Raw genomic sequence first — 24,125 nt, 5'->3', positions numbered from 1 at the left:
TGCGGGCCGGCCGCGGGGGCGGTCGCCGGAGTCGGTCATCGGGCCGGCGTCCGGCGGCGGAGGGGACCGGGGTGCACGGACCAGAGCAGCCGCCGCCACCAGGGGCGAGCGTCGCGCAACGCGTCCACGTAGGCGGTGGCGACCGCGGCGGCGCGGGCGGCCTGCTCGCCGGTGGCGGCGCCGGGCGCGAAGGCGACCTGGTTGAGCAGGTCGGCCAGTTCGTCGACCTCCGCGCCGGGCCCGGCCAGATCGTGACCCGGTGGGCCGTCCACACCGAGGTCCGCCATGCCGGACCGCGACCCGTCCGCGCCCGGGTCCGCCGTGCCCGACCCGGGAAGTCCCGCCCGGCGGGCGGCGGCGAGGGTGCGGCGGGCGCGGGCGGCGACCTCGGTGGCGGCGAGGTCGCCGCCGACCGGGTGCCCGGCCAGGCGCAGCGCGTCGGTCACCTCCCGCCAGGCGCCGGCGATGCGCTGGCCGGGGTCGCCCCGTTCGAGTCGGGCCCGGGTCAGCGCCCGCCGCATCGACAGCAGGGTGAGCAGCAGCGCCCCGACCAGCAGCAGCACACCGCCGGTACCGCCGCCGACCAGCACCGGCGTCGGTACGCCGCCGCCGTCCACCGGCGGCGCCGGCGCGGCGGCTGGTTCCGGTTCGGCGGTCGGCTCCAGGGTCGGCTCGGGCACCTCCGACGGCGGTGGGTCCTCCGGCTGGGGGCGGAAGTCCTCCTCGACCGGTCGGGGTTCCTGGTCGGGGCGGGGCAGCGGGTCGAACGGCACCCAGCCGAGGCCCTCGAAGAGCACCTCCGGCCAGGCGTACGCGTCGGCGGCGCGGACCGGTCCGTCGCCGGTGGACTCGAAGCCGACCACCACTCGGGTGGGTAGCCCGGTGAGCCGGCCCAGCACCGCGAAGGCGGCGGCGAACTGCTCCGAGGTGCCGCGCTGCCCGCCGCCGTTGCGGGGGCCGAAGAGGAAGAAGCTCAAGTTCGGGTACGCGTGCCCGCTGGGTGCGTCGGCCACCAGCCGGTAGTGCTCGGCGAGGAACTGCTCCACGGCGAGGGCCCGGGCGTACGGCGCGCCGTTCTCCTCGGCCAACTGGTTGGCGAGCCGGCGCAGCGGCTCGGGCACGCCGTCGGCGACCCGCAGCACCCGGGCCACCTGGTCGCCGGCCGGCACGTTCGCGGTGGCCAGCAGGTTCACGTCGGGACGTTCCCGCTCCGAGGTCACCGTGTAGCGCAGCCCCGGGCTGAGCCCTTCCGGCCGGATCAGCGTCCCGGTCGCCGGGTCGTACGCCACCCGCGCGCCGGTGACCTCGCGGGGGGTGGCGACGGCGGGTAGCAGCCGCCCGGTCAGGTCGGCGACGGTGATCTCCTGCCGTACCGTCTCGACGGTGCTGTCCGGGGCCGGTGCCGCCGCCGGCAGGATCCGGCCGGCGTTGCGGTAGGTCGCGCCGACCCGCCAGGTCACCCCGTCGTAGTCGCTGAGCACGGCCAGCCGGATCCGCAGCGGGCTCTCGTCGCCCGGCTCCCCGCCCCCGGCGGGATCGCCGGTCGGCGGGGGCGCCGCGGTCGGGCCGGCCGGTCGCTCGGTGCGGACGTCGAGCAGCTTCTGCTGCGGGTTCAACGCCCAGCCGGAGATGCGGATCAGCGGGTTCTCGTCGAGCGTCTCCACCTGCGGCGGTTCCACGTACCGGCGCGGGTCCACCGGCCGGTCCTGGACCCGGGCGGCGACCAGCGGGCCGAGCAGCGCGGCCAGCGCCACCACGGCGGCGACCCCGGCGGCGGACGCGGCGGCCAGCCGGACCCGCACGGCCGTGCGGACTGCCGGTGCGAGCCCGGCCGCCGGGTCTTCGCCGGCCGTGGTCGGTCGCGCCGAGACGGCGAGGCCGAGCACCGCCGCGGCGACCAAGACCAGCGTCGGCCGGATCGCCGGATCGGCGTTCGGCCCGACCACGTAGAGCGCGCCCGCGTAGAGCAGCAGCGGCGGCAGGTAGCCGAGCAGCACCCGGCCCGCCCGCAGCGCCACCTCCGCGCCGGCGAGCCCGGCCAGCCAGGCCGCGACCAGCGGCACCAGCACGGTGTCCGGGGTCGGCTCGACCGGGATCATCGCGGTCAGCAGCCGGGGGATGCCGTTGCGGGCGGCGTCGGCCGCCACCTCGGCGAACCCGCCGGGCAGCTCGGCCCGGGTCGCGGTGAGCCGCAGGGACCAGGCCGTCCAGCCGGCCATGGCCAGCACGGAGATCGGTGCGACCAGCCAGGACGGCAGCCGCCGGGCGGCCACGCTGACCAGCACCGACCCGACGGCCGCGCCGAGCACCAGCGCGGTCAGCAGTCCGCCGGCGTAGACCCGGCCGAGCACCACGCCGGCCAGCCCGATCATCGTGACCAGGGCCAGCGGCACCGGCACGGCGCGCAGGACCCGGCCGAGGCGAGCGGTGGCCGGCCGGTCCGGTCCGTCGGACTCCGGGGGAGCGTCGGCCGCCGGGGGGCCGGTCACGGTCACCACCGGCGCACCCCGTCCCACTCGGCGGCGAACGCGGCCCCGTCGGCCGCGTCGACCACGACCATGCCGGCCGCGCCCGCCGGGGTCGGCTCCGGCGCGCCGAACACCCCGACCACGACCGAGGGGTACACGCCGCGCAGCGCACCGACGTGCCCCAGGTCGCCCCGGCCGCCGGGACCGGTGAGGAAGACCAGTGTGTCGCCGAGCCGGTCCTGCCGCAGCCGGTTCGCGGCGGCGCGCAACGCGTCGTCGGCGGTGGAGAGTTGTGCCGCGGCGAGCCGGTCCAGCGGCCCTCCGCCGGTGAACCCGCCACCGCTGGCGCCCGGTGCGGCGGCGTCCGGTCCGGCAGTCTCCGGTTCGGGGGCGACGAAGAGCAGCACCACCGGCAGGTCCTCCCGGAACGCGGCGGTCACGATCGAGGCCGCAGCCTCGCAGCCCGACTCGAACGACTCGACCACCCCGCCCACCCGGTCCGGGTGGGCGGTGGCCCGGTTGTCCAGCAGCACCACGATCCGGGGCAGGCTGGTGTCCACGTTCTCCCGCACCATCAGCTCACCCACCCGGGCGCTGGTGCGCCAGTGCACCCGGCGCAACTCGTCGCCGACCACGTACTCGCGCAGCGAGTCGAAGGTGATCGAGCCGTGCGGCACCGCGTCCACCCGGCCGTCGAGGCTGCGTCCGGCTCCGGTGGGCACCGCGCGCAGCGGGTGGATGCGCGGGTGCACCCAGACCGGGACGGTGCCGCCGTAGGGGCGGGCCACCGACACCAGCCCGAGCGGATCGCGGCGGGTCACCCGCAGCGGGCCGACCGGCACCACGCCCCTGCGCCGGGTCGGCACGTCGTAACGGACCGTGGTGTCCCGGCCGGGGCGCAGCCGCAGCACCGGCACCGGCACCGCCCGGTCCCCGCACCGGTCCTCGGCCACCAGGCTCGCCGCCCGCAGCCGGCCGGTGTTGCGCACGGTCACCGTCATGCTCGCCGGCTCGCCCCGGGCCACCCGGTCCGGGTCGGCGCTGCGGGCCACCTCCAGCCGGGGCCGCCAGGCCGCGGTCAGCACGGCGTAGCCGACCGCGCCGCCGGCCGCCGCGCCCAGCAGCGTCAACTCCGGGTACGCGAAGCGGAACCCCACCCCGAGCAGCACCACGGCGGCGACGAGCAGCCCGACCCCGCGGGCGGTGATCCCCACGCCGACCCGCCGGTCAGCCCTGCACCTGGGCCGGCTGCCCGGACGGCAGCGGCACCAGCACCGAGGCGACCGCCTGGCGCAGCACCTCGGCGGCGGTCACCCCGCGCACCTGGGCGTCCGGGGTGAGCAGCAGCCGGTGCGCGAAGACCGGCTCGGCCAGCGCCTTCAGGTCCTCCGGCATGATCCAGCCGCGCCCGTCGATCAGCGCGTACGCGCAGGCCGCCCGGGTCAGCGCGATCACGCCCCGGGGACTGACCCCGACCCGCACCTGCGGATGGGTGCGGGTGGCGGCGGCCAGCCGGACCGCGTACGCGTAGAGCGGCTCGGCGATGTGCACCCGGCGGGCCATCTTCACCATCTCGCCGACGGTGGCGGTGTCGGTGACCGCGGTGAGCGCCTCGGGGGAGCGGACCGTGGCGCCGCGCAGCACCTCCACCTCGACCGCCTCGTCGGGGTAGCCGACGGAGAGCTTCACCAGGAAGCGGTCCAGCTGCGCCTCCGGCAGCCGGTAGGTGCCGTCCATCTCCACCGGGTTCTGGGTGGCCACCACCAGGAACGGCTGCGGCACCGGGTGCCGGACGCCGTCGACGGTGACGGTGCGCTCCTCCATCACCTCCAGCAGCGCCGACTGGGTCTTCGGCGAGGCCCGGTTGATCTCGTCGGCGATGACGATGTTGGCGAACACCGGCCCCGGGTGGAACTCGAAGCCCCGGGTGGCCTGGTTGAAAATGGTCACCCCGGACACGTCCGAGGGCAGCAGGTCCGGGGTGAACTGGATCCGCCGCCACTGACCCTTCACCGTCGCGGCGATCGCCCGGGCCAGCGTGGTCTTGCCGACCCCGGGCACGTCCTCCAACAGCACGTGCCCCTGCGCGAACAGCGCGGTCAGCGCCAGCCGGACCACCTGCGGCTTGCCCAGCACGACCGCGTTGACGTTCTCGGCCAGCCGGGCGGCCAGGGCGGCGAAGCCCTGCACCTCCGGCTGGGTGAGCGGCTCGTGGGTGTTCACGGGTGGTGCTCCTTGCCTGGGTGGGTCAGCAGGTCGGCAGGACGTTGATGTTGTCGCCGCCCTCCAGGTTGAGCCAGGCCCAGGGGATGTAGTTGCGGCCGGAGTACTCGACCTGCACCCACCAGGTGCTCGCCTTCTGGTTGTTGTAGATCCACGAGTCGACGTGCTCGCCGGACTTCTTGCAGTACGCCTTCAGCCGGGTGCCCGGCTTCGCCCAGCCGACCTGCCGGTCGTTGTCCTGTCGGGTGACCGAGAAGATCTCGTTGCCGTTGCGGCCGTCCACGTCCTTGTTGCAGTACGTGCGCTGGTCGCCGTCGGGGCCGTTGTTGCAGGTCGCGATGCCGTAGAGGGCGTCGGTGGTTTGCGCGCGGGTCGCGGTGCCCTTGCCGGCCGCGTTGCTCGCGGTCACCGTGAAGGTGTACTTCGTGCCCGGGGTCAGCCCGCTCATCGTGATGCTGGAGCAGGGGCCGGTTCTCGCCGGCTCGCCGGTCGTGCTCAGTGAGCAGGACGCCTGTCCGCCGCCGGCGTCCACGGTGAACGTCACCGTCGCCGCGGTGGCGGTCGCCGACGAGCCGGTCACCGTGACCCGCGGCTCGGCCACCGTCCGCGCGGTCGCGGTCGCCTCCGGGCCGGGCCCGGCCTCGTTGACCGCCTTCACCTTCACCGTGACGTTCTGGCCGTTGCCCAGCCCGCTCACCGTCGTCCGGGTGTCGGTCACCTCGCTGCTGCGCCCGCCCACGTCCACCAGGTACTTCGTCACCGGCCGGCCGTTCGCCTCGGCCGGCGACCACTGCACCGCGACGGTGCCCGGCTGGTTGGCCACCGTGCTCGCCCGCAGCCCGACCGGCTGCCCCGGCGCCGCGTACGGCACCACCGTGTTGCTCACCGGCGACGCCGCCGAACCGGCTCCCTTGTCGTTGACCGACACCACGGTGAACGCGTACTGGGTGCCGTACTCCAGCTCGCCGGCCGGCACCACCAGCTCGGTCTTGCGGGACTCACCGGCCGGGGCGTTGGCGCCCGCCGAGGTGGCCGTCACCACGTACTTCGCGATGGTGTTGCCCTGCCCGTTCGCCGCCGGCCAGCGCACCAGCACCGTGCCGTCCGGCCGCTCCTGCGCGGTGACGCTGGCCGGCGGGTCGGGCACTGCCGCGGTCGGGGTGACCGGGTTGCTGGTCCGCGCCGGGCCGGCGCCCTTGGCGTTCACCGCGTGCACCGAGAACCGGTACGTCGCGCCGTTGGTCAGGCCCTTGATCTCCACGGCCCGCTGGTTGGCGCCCACCTCATGCCGCTGACCGGCGCCCTCCACCACGTACCGGATGATCTGCGCGCCGTTGGCCGCGGCCGGCCGCCAGCTCACCCGGGCCTGCGCGTTGCCGGCGGCGGCGGTGACGCTGCGCGGCGCGCTCGGCTTGCCGACCTTGGGCTTCTTCGGCGGAGGCGGCGGCGGGGGAGCCGGCGGCGGGTCGCCGCCGAGCACGTCGTTGGCGTACTTGTCGACCTCGCGCACCTGGTGCTTGTCGTTGACCACCCGCGCCGTCGACGTGTCGGGCGCGTTGATGAACAGGTGGTTCTCGCGGACCTCCAGCTCCAGCGGCCCGGTGGCCCTGCCGCGGATAGTGTCGACCAGCTGCCCGTTGGCGTCGAAGGAGTAGACGGTGCCGGTGGCCTCGTCGGCGCAGTAGAACCGGTTGGCCCAGGCCACCGCGGGGGAGAGCAGGTCACCGGTGCCCGGCACGGTGAACGCCCGCACCTCGCCGCCGGCGCCGACCACGTGCACCTTCCGCTCGTCGGCCACCGTCACCGGCACCACCGGGCCGCTGGTACGGGTGGGCAGCGCGCCGGGAGCGGTCATCGGCAGCGGCGTCTTGCGGACCTCGCCGCGTTGTACCCGGACCAGGGTGCCGGCCGTGCGGTCGAGCACCGCGACACCGTCGTCCAGGGTGGAGACGACCAGCTCGTGGCTGGCGTCGGCGACGTCGTACGTCTCCACCTGCTTCGGGCTCAACCCGGCACCGGCCGGCGCGGCCGAGGCGGGCGCGGACGGCAGCGTCGCCGCCGTGATCGCCGAGACCGTGCCCTCACTGGGCACCGCGATCCACAGCCGACCCTCACCGTCGAACGACCCACCGGTGATGCCCGGCGGGTAGCGCACCGGCTCACCGACCGGGGCCAGCGAGCGCGGGTCGAGCTGGCGGACCACACCCTGCACCGCGTCCACGACGAACGCCGCGTCCTCGTGCAACGCGACGTTCACACCCAGGCCGGGGGTGGTGCGGGTGGTCGCGATGATCTGCAGGGTGGCCAGGTCCAGCGAGCTGACCTGACCGGTGTTCAGATCCCGCAGGATCAGCAGCCGGTCGGTCTGGGTGACCTGCATCGGGTGCCGGCGGGCCGCCGGAACCTCGACCCGGGTGTCCACCCGGGCGGTGACCCCGTTGACCCGGGCCAGCTCGCTGCGCGCGGCGCTCCACAGCCAGGAACTCGCGTCGTAGCTGGCCACTGCGTTGTCGGCGGCGCCGAGCCCGAGCACGGTCAGCCCCATGGCGGCCAGCAGCGCGGCCACCGTCGCGATGGTGACCAGGCCGCCCCGGAACCGCGATCGGGGGCGAACGGCGTCGGTGCGCACGGCGTCATCGATGGTGGCCACAGCCCGGTGCCTCCCCTGTAGTCCTGGCAGGTGGCGCGCCCGACGGCGACCCCTCCCCCTGAGCCGGGTGCCATCATATGGCCCGGCCGAGGGCGGGGGAACCCGCACCGTCTCGCTGTGGACACCCAGCGTGTGCGCCCGTCGTGGACGGTCAGCGCGGCGAGGCGCCACCCCTCCGGTCGGTGCAGACCTGCCCGGACGTGGCGAACGAGTCGGTGGAGTAGACCGCCAGCACGGTGAAGCAGTAGTCCACCCGGGAGTTCAGCCCGTTGACCGTGTAGGTGGTCTGCCCCGGGTCCACCGACGCCATCACGCCCAGCGCCTGCCCGGTCCGCCCGCCGGCCACCATGAACGGCACCGCCCCGTCGGCCGGGTCGGTCCAGGTCAGCGTGATGGTGGCGGTGTCGTCGCGGAGCTTCAGGTCGGTCGGCGGTGGACCGGCCGCGGTCGCCTCGGCCGAGGCCGACGGCGTCGGGTTGGCCGGCGGCGCCGCGTCCCGGCCGAGCAGCAGCGCGCCCACCCCGGCCGCCGCCGCCACCGCCACCACCGCGGCGACGACCGCGACGACCACCGTCGTCCGGCTCCGGCCGCCGGACTCCGGCTCCTCGATGGAGTACGCGGGCAGGCTCGACGGGTACGCCGGCTGCTGCGGGTACGCCGACGGTGCGTCCCCGGTCGTGTCGGGCATGGGTGTCGGCTTCGGTTTGGGTTCGAGCCGCGGCTGATCCAGGTCGAGGTCCACGTAGCCCGGTGTGTCGTCCTCCTCGTCCGTGTCCTCGTCGTTGGCGTCGTCCGATTCGGAGTCGTCGACCGGAGCGGCCAGCGGTTGCGGCGGCGCCATACTGCCCCACGGCGGGGCGGTCATCCCCCACGGCGGCACCGGCGGCGCGCTGACCGGCGGCGGCGCCACCGGCGGCCCGCTCACCTGGTACGGGTGCCCGGGCGGTGCGCTGACCGGCTGCGGGTATCCGGGCGGTGCGCTGATCGGCTGCGGTCGGGGCGGGTAGGCCGGGTGCAGCGGTGCGCTGACCGGTGGTGGCGGCAGGGGCGTACCGCTGACCGGGTGCGGGTGTGCCGGCGGCGCGCTGACCTGCGGTGCCGGGTACGCGGCGTGCGGCGGTGCGCTCACCGGGTGCGCCGGCGGTACGACCGGTGGCGGCGGGGGGATCTGCCGGACCGGCCCGGGCGGCGCACTCACCGGCAGAGCCGGTGGGGCGCTGATCGGCGGACCCGACGGGACGCTCATCGGCGGCGCGCTGACTGGACCGGTCGGCACCGCACTGACCGGGCGAGCGGGTGATGCGCTCACCGGCGGCGGGGGCGGCGTGCTCACCGGCGCGGGCGGCGGGGGCGCGCTCACCGGCTGTGCGGGCGAGGGCGGCGTGGCCGGCGAGGTCTGGGCGGGTGGCGTGGCCGACGTGCTGGCGACCCGTGCCACCTCCTCGGCCAGCAGCGGCCCGATCTGCTGGACCTGGATGGTCGGCTTGTCCCACCCGGGAGCCGGGATCGGCGGCGGGTCCGGCAGTTGCTGCGGCCGGGCAGCCGCGTCGGGCTCCTCGGGGGCACGCTGCCGCGGCGGCCGGACCGTAGCAGCCTCCGGGCCTCCCGGGGCCGAGCCGGCGGGGCTCGCGGGCACTGCCGACACCGGGCGCGCCGAACCGGTTTCGCCCACCGGCGGTGCCGACACCGGCCCGGCCGGGCTTGCGGCACTCGCTGGCGGCGCCGGCACTCGCCGCGGCGGGCTGGCCGCGCTTGCGGGTGGTGCCGACACCGGTCCTGCCGGCTGGGCCGGAGCATGCCGGGTGGGATCAGCGGGCGGCTGCGGCGGGGCCCACGGCGACTGTCGCGGGGCCGGCGTGGCCGGAGCGGCGCGGTGCTGCGGCGGCGGGCCGGGCGGCGACGGAAGCTGCTGTGCCACGCCGGCCCCGCCCTGGGCCGTCATGGGCACTGTGCTGTCCCCGTCGAGCTGCGGTGGGGGCGGCAGCGGCGGTGCGGGCAGAACCGGAGGCGCCGGGAGATGCGGCGCCGCCGAGGCGGGCGGGCCGGCCGTAGCGGTCCGCGGGACGGGGACCGGTGCGGTGCGGGGTGGGGGCGGGGGCGGTGCTGCGTGTGGTGCTGGCGCGGTCGGGGGCGCCACGGGGTGCGCCGCGACGTGGGGAGCCGGCGGCGCCAAGGCGGCGCGCGCCGGCGGGACCGACGCCGCCGGACCGCGATTGGCGGGCAGCGGTGGCGGAGCAGGCAGGGGCGGGCCGGGCGGCACCGCTCGGCCTGCCTGCTGCGCTGGGGGCGTCGGTGGAACCGGAACGGGCGGCGCCGGCGGCACCGGTCCAGCCGGACGACCCGTCCGCGAGGCAGGAGGCGCCGGTGGAGCCGAGGCGGGCGGGGCCTGCGTCGGGCCTGGCGGGGGCGGCGCAACCGGTGCTGCCGGGCGGCCCGCCTGCTGGGCAGGTGGCGCTGGCGGGGCCGACGCGGGCGGGGCGACGCGGTGCGGGTGTGGTGCCGGGAAGGGCGGCGGCGGGGGTGTGGCGTGGGTCGACGCCGGATGTCCGGCGGCGTGGTGGCCGGGCGGGGTCGGATGGGGTGGGGCGGGCATCGCCGGGCCGGCGGTGGGCGGCGCCGGGGGAGTGGCGGCGAGCGGCGGGACCGGGACGACCGGGGCGGAGCCCGCCGGTGACGTGGCCGCGCCGCGGGGCGGCACCGGGGGTGGCGGGGGCAGCGGCGGCACCGGGGCGGATGTCGGTCGGGCGGCGGGTGCCTGCGGCGGGTGGACGCTGGTGGAGCCACCCCGCTGCTGGTCGGTGGCGGGAATGGTGGTCATGGAGACGGTCGGCCCGCTGAGCGCCGCTGGCCCGGTCCGGCCGCCCGGGCCGCTCTGGCCGGTGTCGGGAGCGGGCGGTTGCGGGGTGGGAGCGGCCTGGCCGAGGTACTGCTGCGCGGTGCGTACCGCCGGGTGGTCGGCACCGAGCACGGCGGGCCCGGCGGTGGCGATGCGGATGTAGTTGCGACGCGCTTCGTGTCGATTTCCCAGTTCGTCCGCTACCCCGGCCAGCTCGAACGAGAGCGCAAGCATCAGCGGATCGGCGTGCGACCAGCGGCGCTCGCCCGCGGCGAACGCCTCCTCCAGCACCCGCCGGGCGGCGCCTGGGTCGTCCGCCTCACGGTGCAGCCGGGCCAGCAGGTGCGCCGTGTTGAGCAGGTCCGGGTGATCTTCGCCGTACGCCGGTCGGGCGGACCCGATGACGTCGGCGAGCATCCGACGGGCGGCGGTCAGATCGCCCGCGGCGCGCAGCGCGAGAGCCCTCTGTTGGACGACGGCCAGGGAAGCGGGATGGGACACGTGGCCATGCTGCCGGTAGAGAGCGGCCGGACGCTACCCGGGGCGTGCCCGTCCCACCCTCGCCGGCATCGCCTGACCCGGCCTGAGCTGGGCGCGGAGGGTTCGGGCCGGAGGGGTGGAAGCCGATGTGCATGATCCACCCCGGCCGTGTACAGTAACTCCCCGTGCGGCCCGCTGGGCGGCCGAACGGGTGACGGTTCACCCGGGTCGGCGCGGTAGGCTGGACGATGCAGGTCCGGGTGGCGGAATGGCAGACGCGCTAGCTTGAGGTGCTAGTGCCCGTATAGGGCGTGGGGGTTCAAGTCCCCCCTCGGACACAGATTTTCCGCATCTATGCGCTGTTTCACGTGTTCGTGTTCAAGCGCGCTTGAACACCTCATCTACCCTCTGGCGTCTCTGCGGGCGACCGCCCTGCCCGGGCGGGGGTGGTCGTGGTGACCGCCTCGTTCGTGCCGCCGGTGATCCCCAAGGTCGTCCCTGGCGGTGCCGGTGCTGGCCCGGTGGGTCGGAGGCGACGACCGCTTCCAGTACCGGCGTTGGAATCGGGGTCCCCGCGAGCGACCGACACCGTCTACGCGTTGAGCGCGGTGGACAAGAGCGGCCGCGTCGCTGATCGCAGTATCGTCCGGGTGCTTGGCTGGGTGCCGGGGACTCGGCTGGACATTCGCGAGCAGGCAGGAATCATCGTGGCCCGGCCGGCAGTCGATGGTGTCCACTACGTCGGCGATCGTGGTCATCTGCATCTGCCGTTGGCGGTGCGCCGGTGGTGCCGGCTGACGGCAGGGGATCGCGTCCTACTCGCTGCCGACCCTGCCACTGGTCGATTGGTGGCCCATCCCCTTGCCGTGCTCGACCGGTTGCTGGCCGACGTGCATGCTGCCGTGGCGGGGGGTGAGGCGGCGTGAGCCAGACCGTCGCTGGCCGGCCGGAGTTGGAGGCGGCCCGGTTGTTGCTGGAGCGGATGGGCATCTCTCCGGCCGATCTGCTGGAGGTACGGCCGGCCCGTCCGCTAGCCCCGACGTTCGCCGAGTACGTGCCGTTGGTGGCCGCTGCGGTGTCGCCGGGTACTCGTCGGGCGTACGGTTCGTACTGGAATCGGGTGGTGCAGGCATGGGGGGATCGGCGTATCGACGAACCGCGCCCGTCTGAGATCGAGCAGTTGCGCGTCCAGGTGCAGGCGAACGTGGTGGCGCGACGCAACAATCGCGGCGGCCGATCGGCTGCCGAACATTTGGTGGCCGCGCTGCGGTGCCTGTACCGGCGGGCGGTGGCAGACGGGTACCTCGATGCGGCCGACAACCCGGCGTTGAAGGTGGACAAGCCACGCCGGCTGCCGAGCACCCGGCGGGCCATCGGCGACGCGCGCTTGGCGGAGATCAATGGGGTGGCGGCCAGCACGGGCGATGACCCGGGTCTGGACAGTCTGCTGATCCGGCTGCACACCGAGACGGCCTGCCGCCGTGCCGGGGCGCTGGCGCTGCGCCCGCGGGACCTGGACACCGACCAATGTCTGATCTTCCTGCGAGAGAAGGGCGGCACGTCCCGGTGGCAGCCGGTCTCGCCGACGCTGATGCGGCACCTGCTGGCGCAGCATGCCGAGCGGGCTGACGGCGACCGGAACGGCAGCCTGCTGCGTTACCGCGACGGTCGGGCGCTGACCTACCGGCGTTACGACCATCTGTGGGTGCGGATCGGGCAACATCTGCGATGGGTGCACACCCAGCAGATCAGTACACACTGGCTGCGGCATACCACCCTGACCTGGGTCGAGCGCACCTACGGTCACGCCGTGGCCCGCGCCTACGCCGGACACTCGGACGGCGCCGGGAGCGGCTCGACAGCCACCTACGTGCGGGCGACACTCCACGAGGTCGCGGTGGCCTTGGCCGGTCTGACTGGTGAGGAACATCCGCTCGCTGCTGAACCCTAGACGATGATCACCTGGTGGCCTCCCTCGCCTGGGGCGAGGGAGGCCACCCGTTCCTGTCAGCGGTATCCGGCACCGTGGGGTATGCCCCTGTCGGGCACGAGTTGATCTCACCCGAGGTAGAAACGGCGTCGATCTCCCGGAATTGATGGGTGGGTGGGTGGGTCAGCCTCGGGCCGAGCTGCAGTAGACCCAGCGCTGAGCACTGCTGCCACGCGGATTTGACAGCACGGCGTGCGCGCTCACTGCGGCAGCTAAACAGGTGGCCGGCGAGCCTTGTATTTGCATTGATTACGGGAGCGACCAGTTGCCCGCGGCGACAAAGCATGGGGAGCAACGCGACGAATTTGATTCTTTCTACCTGCACATGGGCTGGCTGGAATCCCACGTGTTCAGTTCGCTTCGCGTGCGGTTTGGAGGTTTGCCGCGGCGAGTGCCGTTCGCGGATGGTCCTCGCCGAACAGGCGTATGAAGTCGGCGAGGACTTGCTCGAACAGGGTGATCGCCTCGCTCACGCGCCCCGCCGAGAAGTAGGCACCGGCGAGGCTGTGGCGGGCGACCAAGGTGCTGGGGTGGCCCTCACCAACCAGCCGTATGGAGTCAGCGAGGACTTGCTCGAACAGAGTGATCGCCTCGCTCACGCGCCCCGCCGAATCGTAGGCGCCAGCGAGGCTGTAGCGGGAGGCTACGGTGCTCGGATGGTCCTCGCCGAGTAGCCGCTCCCGCTCGGCGAGGACCTGCCCGAACTGGATTATCGCCTCGCTTACCCGCCCCGCGGATTGGTAGGCGGAGGCGAGGTTGTTGCGGACGGTCAGCGTGTTCAGGTGATCGTCGCCGAGCAGCCGTACGAAGTCGGCGAGGACTTGCTCGAACAGGGTGATCGCCTCGCCCACCCGCCCCGCCGATTGGTAGGCGGAGGCGAGGCTGTGGCGCCCGATTAGCGTGTTCAGGTGATCGTCGCCGAGCAGCCGTACGAAGTCGGCGAGGACTTGCTCGAACAGGGTGATCGCCTCGCCCACCCGCCCCGCCGATTGGTAGGCGGAGGCGAGGCTGTTGCGGACGGTCAGAGTGTTTGGATGATCGCCGCCGAGCAGCCGTACGAAGTCGGCGAGGACCTGCTCGAACAGGCTGATCGCCTCGCCCACCCGCCCCGCCGATTGGTAGGCGGAGGCGAGGCTGTGGCGCCCGATTAGCGTGTTCAGGTGGTCGTTGCCGAGTAGCCGCATGGAGTCGGCGTGGACCTGCTCGAACAGGGTGATCGCCTCGCCCACCCGCCCCGCGGATTGGTAGGCGGAGGCGAGGTTGTGGCGAGAGGCCAGGGTGTCCAGGTGATCGTCGCCGAGCAGCCGCTCCCGCTTGGCGTGGACCTGCTCGAACAGCGTGATCGCCTCGCCCACCCGCCCCGCCGATTGGTAGGCGGAGGCGAGGTTGTGGCGGGCGATCAAGGTGTTCAAGTTTTCGTCGCCGAGTAGCCGCACGAAGTCGGCGAGGACCTGCTCGAACAGGCTGATCGCCTCGCCCACCCGCCCCGCCGACTCGTAGGCGGAGGCGAGGTTGTGGCGGGAGGTCAGGGTATCCGGGTGGTAGTTGCCCAGCAGCCGCCGCCGGCCGGCGAGGACCCGCTTGAACAGGTTTATCGCAGGTATCAGCTGGCCTTGGAACTGTTGGTAGGCCGCTGTCCGGTCGCCGAGAAACAGGACGTCGGTGTTGTCATGACCGGTGCCAATGCTGGTGATCAGCGCGTCTATGTGTGGCAGCAGTTGATTCCACTTGGGCCAGCCCGCCATGTTGCTGATCGGATCGTCCGGTATCGCCTGGACGAGCAGCGCGGCTGCAAGACTGACGGCGTCCTCACCAGGCCCCGGCAGTTGAGCAGGGCCACCAGTGCGGGTGACCGCCTGTACCAGGCGATGCACGCTCACCATGCCGTCCGCCCGCTGGATCATGTTGTACGAGGCCAACACCGCCAATGCCTCGCCCAGCGCCACCTTGTCTCCGGTGATCGGCGTGAGCACGTCCTCGGGCAGATTCTCGGGCGCCAGCACCGCCAGCAGCGCCATGACCTGAGCAGCGAGCGGTGAGCGTCTGCTAATGGCTGCCATGGTGACCTGCCAGATCCTCGCGATGCTGCGTTCCGCAGTGGCACCCTCACCGGCATGGGCGGCTACACGTGCGAACTGCTGTGCCAGCAGCCGTCGGTAGTCATCGAAGCTCATCCCATCGTGCTGGCTGATGTAGGCGGCAGCCTGCTCCAGCGCCAGCGGCAGATCACCCAAGTCCGCTGCCAGCTGGCTTGCACCTACGGTATCTCCGGAGCCGGTCAGGCGGGTCAGCAGCTGCACACTCGCATCCCGCACCAACACCTGCAGACGCAGCGGCGTCAGGCCGTACCTCGCCCACCGGGCCGCCCCCAGATCCCGGCGAGTGGTCACCAGAACTTGACCACGCCCAGCGACCTGACCCAGCAGCGGTGCAATATCAGCGAGGTTCTCCACGTTGTCCAACACCAACAGCCAGCCCGAATGAGACTGCAGCCAGCCGATCGCCCACTCCTGCGCATCCGCCAACATCGCCACCGGATGCAACCGGCGTGTCAACCCCGCCAACCCCAGCCCGACGTTCTCCGCCGTGTCCGCGGTAATCCACCACACCACGCCATAGCGGCCGCGGTAGGCACGCGCATAGTGCAGCACCAACTCTGTCTTACCGACGCCGCCTAGCCCATGCACGGCTGCTTGCCCCGGCACCGCACCCGCAGGATGTAACAACGCCGCCAGTCCGGCCAGATCACGGCCAACGAACACCACCGACGCGGCGGGCAGGTTGTCCACCCCCGCCGCAGGCACCGAGCCTGGAGACGGCATCGTCGAGACATCCACAGCAACATTCGCCTGCGTGTTGTGGTCCCCGATCTGCACCCCCGCCGAACCATTCACCGTGGTCTGGTACGCGCCCGGCTCGGGCTTGCCGCCAGTCACCGCGTTGGGTAGTGGAAGGTGTTGGTCTGCGTGTTGTGATCCCCGACCTGCACACCGGCGGACTGCGACACCGTCACCGTGAACCTGCTGCCTGGCACACCCGCCTCCGTCAGCAGCCCCGCAATTTCATCAGCCAACCGCCGATCCTCGGCCAGGGCCCTCTTCACCTGCGCGAACAACGCCGCAATGAACGCCTCATCCTCCGGGTTCTCCGCCATGTCCGTCATGGCACCACCCACCTGCGCCGACCGCGACGACGCCAACAACCGACCCAGCAGGCGCCGCCCCCAGCCCACCGTCGCATCAGCTGTGACATCCGCGCTTCGCTCCGTCACCCGCTGTACCACCGCACTGCCGTACGCACCCGCAGCCGCCGACAGGAACGGCACCACCGCACCCGCCAACCCACCAACATCAACCATTAGCCACCCCAGAAATGCCAGCCGACAACCTCCGATCTACCACACCCCCGCACGCCAGCCGAACCCCAAGAGGCCGAACAGTTACCACCTGTTGCGGGGCGAGCGCAGCTGGTGGGGTTCGGGTGTTCTCCTAGGTGATCGGGGACTGCTGTCCGAGCCGCGACCCCGACGGCTTGGCGCAACCGCTTGGTCACGTCCGCGTTGGTGGTGTAGGAGACGGCCATCGCGGGATCCGGTCTGATGTTATGCGGCGATCGGGGCTTGGTTGGGCTGGTCGGTGTCGTGTTGGTCGGGCTGGACGGGGATGAGGCGTGCTTTGGCCAGTACTTCCAGGCCCATGTAGCGGCGTCCTTCGGTCCATTCGTCGGTCTGCTCTGCGAGGACGGCGCCGACGAGGCGGATGATCGCCGCCCGGTTGGGGAAGATCCCGACGACGTCGGTGCGGCGGCGGATCTCCTTGTTCAGCCGCTCCTGCGGATTGTTGGACCAGATCTGACGCCAGATCTCGCGCGGGAAGCCGGTGAAGGCGAGGAGGTCGTCGCGGGTGGTGTCGAGGTGCTCGGCCGCGGCCGGGAACTTGGCTTCGATCGTGGTCACGACCCGGTCGAACTGGGCTCGGACGGCGTCGGCGTCGGGCTGGTCGAAGATCGTCCGGACGAGTGTGGCGATCCACGGCTGCGCGGACTTCGGCACCTTCGTCAGCAGGTTCCGCAGGTAATGGGTTCGGCATCTCTGCCACGCGGCTCCGGGCAAGGCCGCGCCGATAGCCTGCACCAGGCCGGCGTGGGCGTCGGAGATGACCAGGCGGACTCCGGACAGCCCGCGGGCGGTCAGTGATCGCAGGAACGCCAGCCAGCCGGCGCCGTCTTCATCCGAGGCCACGTCCACGCCGAGGACTTCCCGCTGACCGTCGGCGTTGACACCGACCGCGATCAGGGCGTGAACGTTGACCGTCCGCCCGTGCTCGCGGACCTTCATCGTCAGCGCGTCCATCCACACGAACGTGTAATGCCCTGAGTCCAGGGGCCGGTTGCGGAACGCCTCAACCTGCGCGTCCAGGTGCGCGGCCATCTCCGAGACCTGCGACTTGGACAGCTGCCGGATCCCGAGCTGCTCGACCAGCTTCTCCACCCGCCGGGTCGACACCCCGAGCAGGTAGGAGGTGGCCACGACTGAGACCAGGGCCTGTTCGGCCCGCCGCCGGTGCGTCAGCAGCCAGTCCGGGAAGTAGGAGCCCTGCCGCAGCTTCGGGATCGCCAAGTCGATCGTCCCGGCGCGGGTGTCCCACTCCCGCTGCCGGTAGCCGTTGCGGGAGTTCACCCGCTCGTCGCTGCGCTGCCCATACGCGGCGCCGCAGATCGCGTCGGCTTCGGCGGACATCAACGCCTGCGCGAACGCTTTGATCATCGCCTGCAACACGTCCGGCGACGCGTCCTCGATCTGCTCGCGCAGCAGCTCAACAGGGTTCACACTCTCAGATGCGGCCATCGCGTTCTCCTCTCCTTCTCTGACTTGGTCGTCTTGAAGGATCGACGCGATGGCCGTCTCTCATCTACACAACACGCCCATCACGGGCAAGTCGTACACCACTCCAGTGGACGCAACCCAACCGCTTCACGCCGTAGCGCTGCTGATGTGGCCGAATTGCAGGGCTACGGTGCGTAACGGCATTCCTTCCGCCCGGCCCGGGTCACGTCCGCTCGGGTGAGGTTCACCCGAGCGGAGTCTGCCCTTGGCGGACGAATCGCGTGTACCGCTGTCGGGGGTTGCCAGAGGGTGCGGCTCGCCGGTGAGCGCGGCCAGGGCAGCGGCGACTTCCTGGACTTCGGCGCGTACGTAGGTCATCGTGGTGCCGATGTCGTTCTTGCCGCTGTGTCCGGCGTACGCGCGCGCTACCGCATAGCTGAAGGTGCGTTCGACCCAGGTCAGGGTGGTGTGGCGTAGCCAGTGGGTGCTGACCTGCTGCGCCGCGACCCAGGGCAGGTGGGTGCCGATGCGGTGCCACAGGTGGTCGTAGCGGCGGTAGGTCAGTGGCCGGCCGTCGCGGTAGCGCAGCAGGCTGCTGTTGCGGTCGCCGTCGCCACGCTCGGCGTGGTGGGCCACCAGGTGCAGCATCAGCGTTGGCGAGACCGGCTGCCAGCGGGACGTGCCGCCCTTTTCCCGGAGATAGATCAGGCATTGGTCTGGATCCAGGTCTCGCGGGCGCAGCGCCAGCGCGCCGCCGCGGCGGCAGGCGGTTTCCAGGTGCAGTCGGAGCAGCAGGCTGTCCAGGTGCGGGTCGTTGCCGGTGGTCGCGGCGATGTGGCTGATCGCGGCCAACTGCGCCTGTGGGAGGGCGCGGCGGGTGCCGGCCAGCCGGCGGGGCTTGGCGACCCTGGCCGCAGGGTTGTCGGCCTCTCGGATCAGTCCGTCCATGACGGCGTGCCGGTAGATGCAGCGCATGGCGGCGATCAGGTGTTCGGCTGCGGTGCGGCCACCGCGGGCGTTGCGGCGCACCACCACCTCGCCGCGGATTTCCTCGGCCAGCCGTTTGATCTCCAGGGGCGTAGGCTCGCTGATTAGCCGGGTGCCCCAGTGCTGGCAGATGCGTTGCCAGTAGGAGTTGTACACCCGGCGGGTACCGGGTGAGACCGCCTCGGCAACCTGCCACACATACTCGTCGAACGTCGGCACCGCTACCGACGCTGCCGTTGGGTCGGTGAGCAGCTGCTCGGGGGTGATACCAAGCTGTTTGAGCAGGCTGCGCACCGTCTCCAGCTGCGCGGTGCGCTGACCCATCGGCCCCGTCATCGCCCGGCCCCTCTGTCGTGTGGCTGGCGGTAGAAGACGACCAAGTCATCCACCGTGGTCATGGGGATCACCAGCAGCTCGTTCCGCCGCCGGTTCGCGGCGACCAGCACTCGATCTCCGGCGGCGATGCGACACGTGCGGCGTACCGCCAGGGGAAGCCGTAGATGACCCCGTGGGTTGATGCGGACGGTACGACCGGTGCGGGCGACCACGATCGGGCCAGGCTCAGTCGCCAACTCGACCGCCTGCCCGGCGGCCCAACCCATGAACGTCAACGCTGACCGATCGGCCAGCCGCCCATCGCGGTCAACCGGCGTGACCACGCAGCGGATCCCTGCACCGCGCGCAGCATCTGGCGGCACCGGGATCGGCAGCCCTGGCATGGGCCGCAGCTCCGCGCTGGTGGCGGTGTGCCGTGGGGAGGCCGACTCGGTATCCACCTCAAGCGGCGCATCGTCGACATCGCGCCAAGCGGAGGGGTGCTCTTTCGCTGGGGCGGCGGCACTGGAGCCGGCGATTCGTGCTGGATCGCCGCTGTGGTCGCGGCGGGGGGTGGCGCGTCGCGACGCGCCACCCCCGACCTGTCGGGAGTCGCGGTCAGTCATGGCGACCTACCGAGATGAAGCCGAGCGGCTCGATGTGGCAGGCGCCTCCTCCTATGGGCCGGCGGCGAGGTTTGGGGCGCGTGGTTTCGAGTTCGACGCGTGGCGTGCCGCGGTCAGTCATCGCGACTCCTGTTGGTGAAAACGAGGAGGTCGACGCTGTAGCGCGGACCGTCGTCGCCGGCCGACCAGCCCTGCCGTGCCGCCTCGGCTTCGGCCAGGCTGGCGTAGTAGAGGAACTCGTCGCCGTCGCCCGCGGCGGTGACCGCGACGATTTGCAGGACGTGGGCCAGGCCCGCGGTGTGGGCAGCGGGCAGCAGTTCGTCGAGGTGCTCGGCGTAGGTCGTGCCGGGCTGGCCGGGTGCCGCGGAGCTGACGGCGGCGATGGCGCAGGTGTCGGCGGTCATGATGAGCCGGCAGGCAGCGAACAGGTCGGTGATGGTGGCCGGTGTCCGGGTGGTATGCCGTGGCGGCCACCGCAGGACGACGAGGCTGACGGGTTCGGTGAGCGTGTCGAGGTCGGCGACCGTGCTGGGGTCGGTGATGGACAGGTACGTGCGGGATGTGTAGGCGCTGGCGTGCTCCAGCTGCGGGTCGCTGTCGAAGTCGACGACCGCGTCGCCGCGCCGGGTGTACACAAGGACGAGTCGCTGCGCCAAGCGCGACGCAAGACGGCTGCCCGGGGCGCCGGGTCCGGTGTCGTCGCGGTCGTCGAGCCGCCAGACGGCGATTGGGACATCGCCACCGACGAGGACTGCGTCGCTGTGGTCCTTCAGTGCGTCGTCGTTGGATGGGTTTGGGCGTGTCGCGCTGTTCGGCGTGGGGTCTGGCAGAGCAGTCATGTGCGGGTAGCTCCCGCGCTGGCTGACCGTGTTCGCACCTACGAATGGCGTCGGTGACCCAGCTCAGACCACCGGCTCCTGCAGCCGGGCACCCAACAGCGCCCAACAGCGTCGGCGGCCTTGTCGGATGAGGCTGCCCAACAGCCCGAGGGAGTTCGCCCAACAGTTCTCGGCGTTGACCCAACAGTCTTCGCCGTTGACCAACAGCGTTGAGCTTGGCCAGCCGCGGGTTCCGGGCAGCGGCTTGGCTGCTACGTGTCCGACCAGCACGGCCGTGCCCGCCAACGTAGCGAAGACGAGGCGAAATGCGCCCATGCCCAGCGAGCCGCCTGAGCCTCGCCCGAATCGGCGCAGGGTGGTCAGGCTTGTAGGTGCGCGGCGACAGATACGCAGCGCTCTACGCCTGACACGGAGGGCTCCTAACGGCCGTCCGAGGTGTCGGCTCCGCCTGAAAACTGACCCCGTGGTTCCGGCTGAATTTTGACCCCTTCCGGAAGCATCGGGAGGTGCTGAGCGTGGAGGACTGGGCGGAGATCCGTCGGTTGCATCGGGCGGAGCGGATGGCGATCAAGGCCATCTGTCGGCGGCTGGGGATTTCGCGGAACACGGTGCGCAAGGCCTTGGCCAGTCATGAGCCGCCCCGCTATCAGCGGGCGGCGAAGGGCTCGATCGTGGATGCGGTGGAGCCGCAAATCCGGGCGTTGTTGGCGGAGTTCCCGGACATGCCGACGACGGTGATCATGGAGCGGGTCGGGTGGACTCGCGGCAAGACGGTGTTCGCCGATCGGGTGCAGCAGTTGCGGCCGTTGTTCCGCCGCCCTGACCCGGCTCAGCGGACGGAGTATCTGCCGGGTGAGCTGGCGCAGTGCGATCTGTGGTTCCCGCCGGCGGACGTGCCGTTGGGGTTCGGGCAGGTGGGCCGGCCGCCGGTGCTGGTGATGGTGTCCGGGTATTCGCGGTGGCTGTCAGCGGTGATGATTCCGACCAGGCAGTCGCCGGACCTGCTGGTGGGGCACTGGACGTTGATCTCCGGCTGGGGGCGGGTGCCCAAGGCGTTGGTGTGGGACAACGAATCCGCTGTCGGGCAGTGGCGGGCCGGGCGGCCTCAGTTGACCGAGGCGATGAATGCCTTCCGCGGCACCCTCGGCATCAAGGTGATCCAGTGCCGGCCGGCGGACCCTGAGGCCAAAGGCTTGGTCGAACGGGCCAACGGCTATCTGGAGACCTCGTTTCTGGCCGGACGCCGATTCGGCTCACGTCAGGACTTCAACGCCCAGCTCACCGACTGGCTGGTGCGGGCGAACAACCGCCAACACCGGATGCTGGGCTGTCGCCCGCTGGACCGATGGGACGCCGACCGGGCCGCGATGCTGCCACTGCCACCGGTTGCGCCGGTGGTCGGCTGGCGGCAGACCACTCGCCTTCCCCGCGATCACTACATCCGCTTGGACGGCAACGACTACTCGGTGCACCCATCGATGGTCGGCCGGCGGGTCGAGGTCACCGCCGACTGCGACCACGTGACGGTGCTCTGCGACGGCCGACCCGCGGCCCGGCACGACCGCTGCTGGGCCAAGCATCAGAGCATCACCGATCCCGCCCACCGCCAAGCCGCAGCGGACCTGCGCGTCGCCGCCCAACGCACCCCGACGACCGCCGTTGACGCCCAGGTCGAACGCCGGCCGTTGAGCGACTACGACCGGCTGTTCGGCCTGGACGTTGAGGTGGCTGCGTGATGGCCGCCAAGACCAGCCGCAACGTTGCATCCGAGATCGCGTTCCTCACCCGCGCCCTGAAGGCGCCGTCTCTGGCCGCGTCGGTCGAGCGCCTGGCGGAGCGGGCCCGGGCGGAGTCGTGGACGCATGAGGAGTTCCTCGCCGCCTGCCTGCAACGCGAAGTCGCCGCCCGGGAAGCCCACGGCGGAGAGGGACGCATCCGGGCCGCGAGGTTCCCGGCCCGCAAGAGCCTGGAGGAGTTCGACTTCGAGCACCAACGCTCGCTGAAGCGGGAGACGATCGCTCACCTGGGAACCCTCGACTTCGTGGCGTCGAAGGAAAACGTCGTCTTCTTGGGCCCGCCCGGCACCGGCAAGACCCACCTGTCCATCGGCCTGGGAATCCGGGCCTGCCAGGCCGGACACCGCGTCGCGTTCGCCACCGCCGCCCAATGGGTGTCCCGCCTCGCTGATGCCCACCACGCCGGCCGGCTGCAGGACGAGCTGATCAAGCTCGGCCGGATCCCACTGCTGATCGTCGACGAGGTCGGCTACATCCCCTTCGAAGCCGAAGCCGCGAACCTGTTCTTCCAGCTGGTCTCCAACCGCTACGAACGAGCCAGCCTGATCGTCACCAGCAACAAGCCCTTCGGCCGGTGGGGCGAAGTGTTCGGCGACGACGTCGTCGCCGCAGCCATGATCGACCGCCTCGTCCACCACGCCGAAGTGATCTCGATGAAGGGTGACAGCTACTGGCTCAAAGACCGCGACCTCGGCCGCGTTCCCGCAGCCAGCAAGACCAACGACTGAACATCAACAACCAGCGAGGGGGTCAAAATTCGGCCGGAACACAGGGGTCAAAGTTCAGTCGGCGTTGACACGAGGGCTCGCCGATCCGCGCGGGACTTCCGACCAACAGTGCCCAACAGGGCCGCGAGCTGCGGTCTTGGGCCGCCGTGCCTGGCGATGCCGGGCTCCGTACTCCTGTTGGCGGTTGGGTGGACAGGCCCTGAGCAGGCCCAACAGGCTCGTGGTCCCGCTCGCGTGATCTTGGGCTGTTCGATAGGCGTGCGCGGATAGAGGCCTCGCACCGCCGTCAAGCTGCGGTGCCCGAACGCTTCGCAAGGGACGCCATGTCTGCTCGATCTTGGCCGTCGTCGCCGCTGGCCGCGGCCGGCCGTGCCTTCACCCTGCTAGTGCAGCCGCCCACCCATGTCGGATTCGATGGCCGCGGGTTCGCCGGTCTGCCGGACGAGATCCTGCCACTGGAACGGCTCCGTGCGCTGCTGCTGGCACCGCAGACCAACGTCGAGGTCCGTGACGCGGTGTGGCGTGAGCTGGTCATCCGCGCTCGCCGGGACGGCCCGGCCTGGGTCGTGGCCGCGGTGGGCATTGCCCTGCCCGGCCTGCGGCACGTCGCCGGGCTGCTCGCGTCGGGATGGCGCGGGGATACCCGTGACCTGGACGCGGAGCTGCTGACGGGGTTCGTCGAACGGCTCAAGACCATCGACCTCGAGCCGCCGCGGGTGGTCGGTCGGCTCATCGACGCCGGCTTGCGCGCCGCCCGCAAGGCCCGGGATGCGGAGTCCGACGCCCAGCTTATCTACACCGATGCGACCGGGCCGATCGCGCCGATCCAGCCGTGGGACCACCCGGACCTGGTTCTGGCCAGGGCGGTCGCGGTCGGCGTCATCGACGCCGACGAGGCGAACCTGATCGCCGCGACCCGGCTGGAGAACGCCACTCTCGCCCAGGCAGCGGCACGCCTCGGTATCGCCGCGAGCCTGGCCTCGTCGTGGCGGCTGAAGGCCGAACGCCGGCTTCTGGAAGCCATCCGCGAGGGAGATCTCGCGTTCGTGCCGCTGCGGCGTCGTCGGTGCCGCCGCGGCGGTGACGCGACCCAACAACCGGTCGCCGCGACCCAGCAGCGAGTCGCTGCCAGCCAACAGCGGATGGCTGCCGCCCAACAGCGAGTCGCTGCTACGCGTGCCACCCGACCGCGACGGGCTGTTGGGTCGCCGTTGGGTGGCGGAGCGGCGGTGGACGTCGTGTTGGCGACCCAACAGCGGGCCTTCGTGGGCAAGACATCGGACCGAGAAACGGCCGGTGTCGGCGCCCCGGGGATCGGGGCGCGGCCGGCCTGAGTGGCCGTGTTCGCACCCGATCACTTCA

Annotated in this window: 16 protein-coding genes, 1 tRNA gene and 1 pseudogene; 6 read left to right on the top strand and 12 right to left on the bottom strand. The window is 72.1% G+C overall.

Features of this window, described 5'->3' with window-relative positions:
- Positions 1–35: 35 nt before the first annotated feature.
- The 6 genes and pseudogenes from FHX32_RS20510 to FHX32_RS35260 all read right to left on the bottom strand — a co-directional run.
- Complete coding sequence (locus FHX32_RS20510) at positions 36–2,516, bottom strand: transglutaminase TgpA family protein (RefSeq protein ID WP_486481208.1); 2,481 nt, start codon at positions 2,514–2,516, stop codon at positions 36–38.
- Positions 2,492–3,682, bottom strand: a complete 1,191-nt coding sequence (locus tag FHX32_RS20505) for a DUF58 domain-containing protein (RefSeq protein ID WP_167185406.1) — start codon at positions 3,680–3,682, stop codon at positions 2,492–2,494. The genes FHX32_RS20510 and FHX32_RS20505 overlap by 25 nt, the downstream gene beginning before the upstream one ends.
- Positions 3,683–3,695: 13 nt before the next feature.
- A complete protein-coding gene (locus tag FHX32_RS20500) occupies positions 3,696–4,691 on the bottom strand; it encodes an AAA family ATPase (protein ID WP_167185403.1) in 996 nt (331 codons plus the stop codon).
- A 25-nt stretch (positions 4,692–4,716) separates the two neighbouring features.
- Positions 4,717–7,341, bottom strand: coding sequence for a fibronectin type III domain-containing protein (locus FHX32_RS20495; RefSeq protein WP_167185400.1), 2,625 nt, complete (start codon positions 7,339–7,341; stop codon positions 4,717–4,719).
- 151 nt (positions 7,342–7,492) lie between these two features.
- Positions 7,493–8,470 (bottom strand): fibronectin type III domain-containing protein, encoded by a 978-nt coding sequence (locus tag FHX32_RS20490; protein WP_486481251.1) that lies wholly within the window; start codon positions 8,468–8,470, stop codon positions 7,493–7,495.
- Between the two features lie 2,034 nt (positions 8,471–10,504).
- A pseudogene (locus FHX32_RS35260) lies at positions 10,505–10,678 on the bottom strand (tetratricopeptide repeat protein); the annotation flags it as partial.
- Between the two features lie 233 nt (positions 10,679–10,911).
- On the opposite strand from FHX32_RS35260, the gene FHX32_RS20480 reads away from it, so the two are divergent.
- The 3 genes from FHX32_RS20480 (at position 10,912) to FHX32_RS20470 (ending at position 12,608) form a co-directional block, all read left to right on the top strand.
- Positions 10,912–10,995 (top strand) — tRNA-Leu (locus tag FHX32_RS20480).
- Positions 10,996–11,256: 261 nt separating this feature from the next.
- Entirely contained in the window at positions 11,257–11,583 is a 327-nt protein-coding gene (locus FHX32_RS20475) for an AbrB/MazE/SpoVT family DNA-binding domain-containing protein (RefSeq protein ID WP_167185397.1), read from the top strand.
- Complete coding sequence (locus FHX32_RS20470; protein WP_486481207.1) at positions 11,580–12,608, top strand: tyrosine-type recombinase/integrase; 1,029 nt, start codon at positions 11,580–11,582, stop codon at positions 12,606–12,608. Before FHX32_RS20475 ends, FHX32_RS20470 begins: the two co-directional genes overlap by 4 nt.
- Before the next feature lie 389 nt (positions 12,609–12,997).
- Here the strand turns inward: FHX32_RS20470 and FHX32_RS20465 are convergent, their stop codons facing one another.
- From FHX32_RS20465 to FHX32_RS20440, 6 genes are all read right to left on the bottom strand, one after another.
- On the bottom strand, positions 12,998–15,583 hold the full coding sequence (locus FHX32_RS20465; RefSeq protein WP_167185394.1) for a tetratricopeptide repeat protein: 2,586 nt from the start codon (positions 15,581–15,583) through the stop codon (positions 12,998–13,000).
- Complete coding sequence (locus FHX32_RS20460) at positions 15,580–15,972, bottom strand: RIP homotypic interaction motif-containing protein (RefSeq protein ID WP_167185391.1); 393 nt, start codon at positions 15,970–15,972, stop codon at positions 15,580–15,582. The genes FHX32_RS20465 and FHX32_RS20460 overlap by 4 nt, the downstream gene beginning before the upstream one ends.
- Positions 15,973–16,248: 276 nt before the next feature.
- The gene (locus tag FHX32_RS20455) at positions 16,249–17,493 is read right to left on the bottom strand and encodes an IS256 family transposase (protein WP_167185388.1); all 1,245 of its coding nucleotides are present in this window, start codon (positions 17,491–17,493) and stop codon (positions 16,249–16,251) included.
- A 126-nt stretch (positions 17,494–17,619) separates the two neighbouring features.
- Positions 17,620–18,783 carry a tyrosine-type recombinase/integrase gene (locus FHX32_RS20450; protein WP_486481206.1) on the bottom strand — a complete coding sequence of 388 codons (1,164 nt, stop codon included), beginning with the start codon at positions 18,781–18,783 and terminating at the stop codon, positions 17,620–17,622.
- An 8-nt stretch (positions 18,784–18,791) separates the two neighbouring features.
- Positions 18,792–19,118: a hypothetical protein gene (locus FHX32_RS20445; protein ID WP_167185382.1), complete on the bottom strand. Its 327-nt coding sequence runs from the start codon at positions 19,116–19,118 to the stop codon at positions 18,792–18,794.
- Between the two features lie 395 nt (positions 19,119–19,513).
- Positions 19,514–20,035 carry a hypothetical protein gene (locus tag FHX32_RS20440; protein ID WP_167185379.1) on the bottom strand — a complete coding sequence of 174 codons (522 nt, stop codon included), beginning with the start codon at positions 20,033–20,035 and terminating at the stop codon, positions 19,514–19,516.
- Positions 20,036–20,745: 710 nt separating this feature from the next.
- Here FHX32_RS20440 and istA point away from each other — a divergent pair.
- From istA to FHX32_RS20425, 3 genes are all read left to right on the top strand, one after another.
- Entirely contained in the window at positions 20,746–21,975 is a 1,230-nt protein-coding gene (gene istA / locus FHX32_RS20435) for an IS21 family transposase (protein WP_167185376.1), read from the top strand.
- Positions 21,975–22,763 (top strand): IS21-like element helper ATPase IstB, encoded by a 789-nt coding sequence (istB, locus tag FHX32_RS20430; RefSeq protein WP_167185372.1) that lies wholly within the window; start codon positions 21,975–21,977, stop codon positions 22,761–22,763. Before istA ends, istB begins: the two co-directional genes overlap by 1 nt.
- 296 nt (positions 22,764–23,059) lie before the next feature.
- Positions 23,060–24,097 (top strand): hypothetical protein, encoded by a 1,038-nt coding sequence (locus tag FHX32_RS20425; RefSeq protein ID WP_167185369.1) that lies wholly within the window; start codon positions 23,060–23,062, stop codon positions 24,095–24,097.
- Positions 24,098–24,125 lie beyond the last annotated feature (28 nt).

This window comes from Micromonospora sp. CNZ280, assembly GCF_011759515.1.
This window is presented reverse-complemented; position numbering and strand designations above follow the sequence as displayed.

Excerpts from the sequence above, each read along its gene's own strand:
- istB (WP_167185372.1), top strand. The coding sequence starts at position 21,975 with ATGGCCGCCAAGACCAGCCGCAACGTTGCATCCGAGATCGCGTTCCTC.
- FHX32_RS20450 (WP_486481206.1), bottom strand. The coding sequence starts at position 18,783 with ATGGGTCAGCGCACCGCGCAGCTGGAGACGGTGCGCAGCCTGCTCAAA.
- FHX32_RS20455 (WP_167185388.1), bottom strand. The coding sequence starts at position 17,493 with ATGGCCGCATCTGAGAGTGTGAACCCTGTTGAGCTGCTGCGCGAGCAG.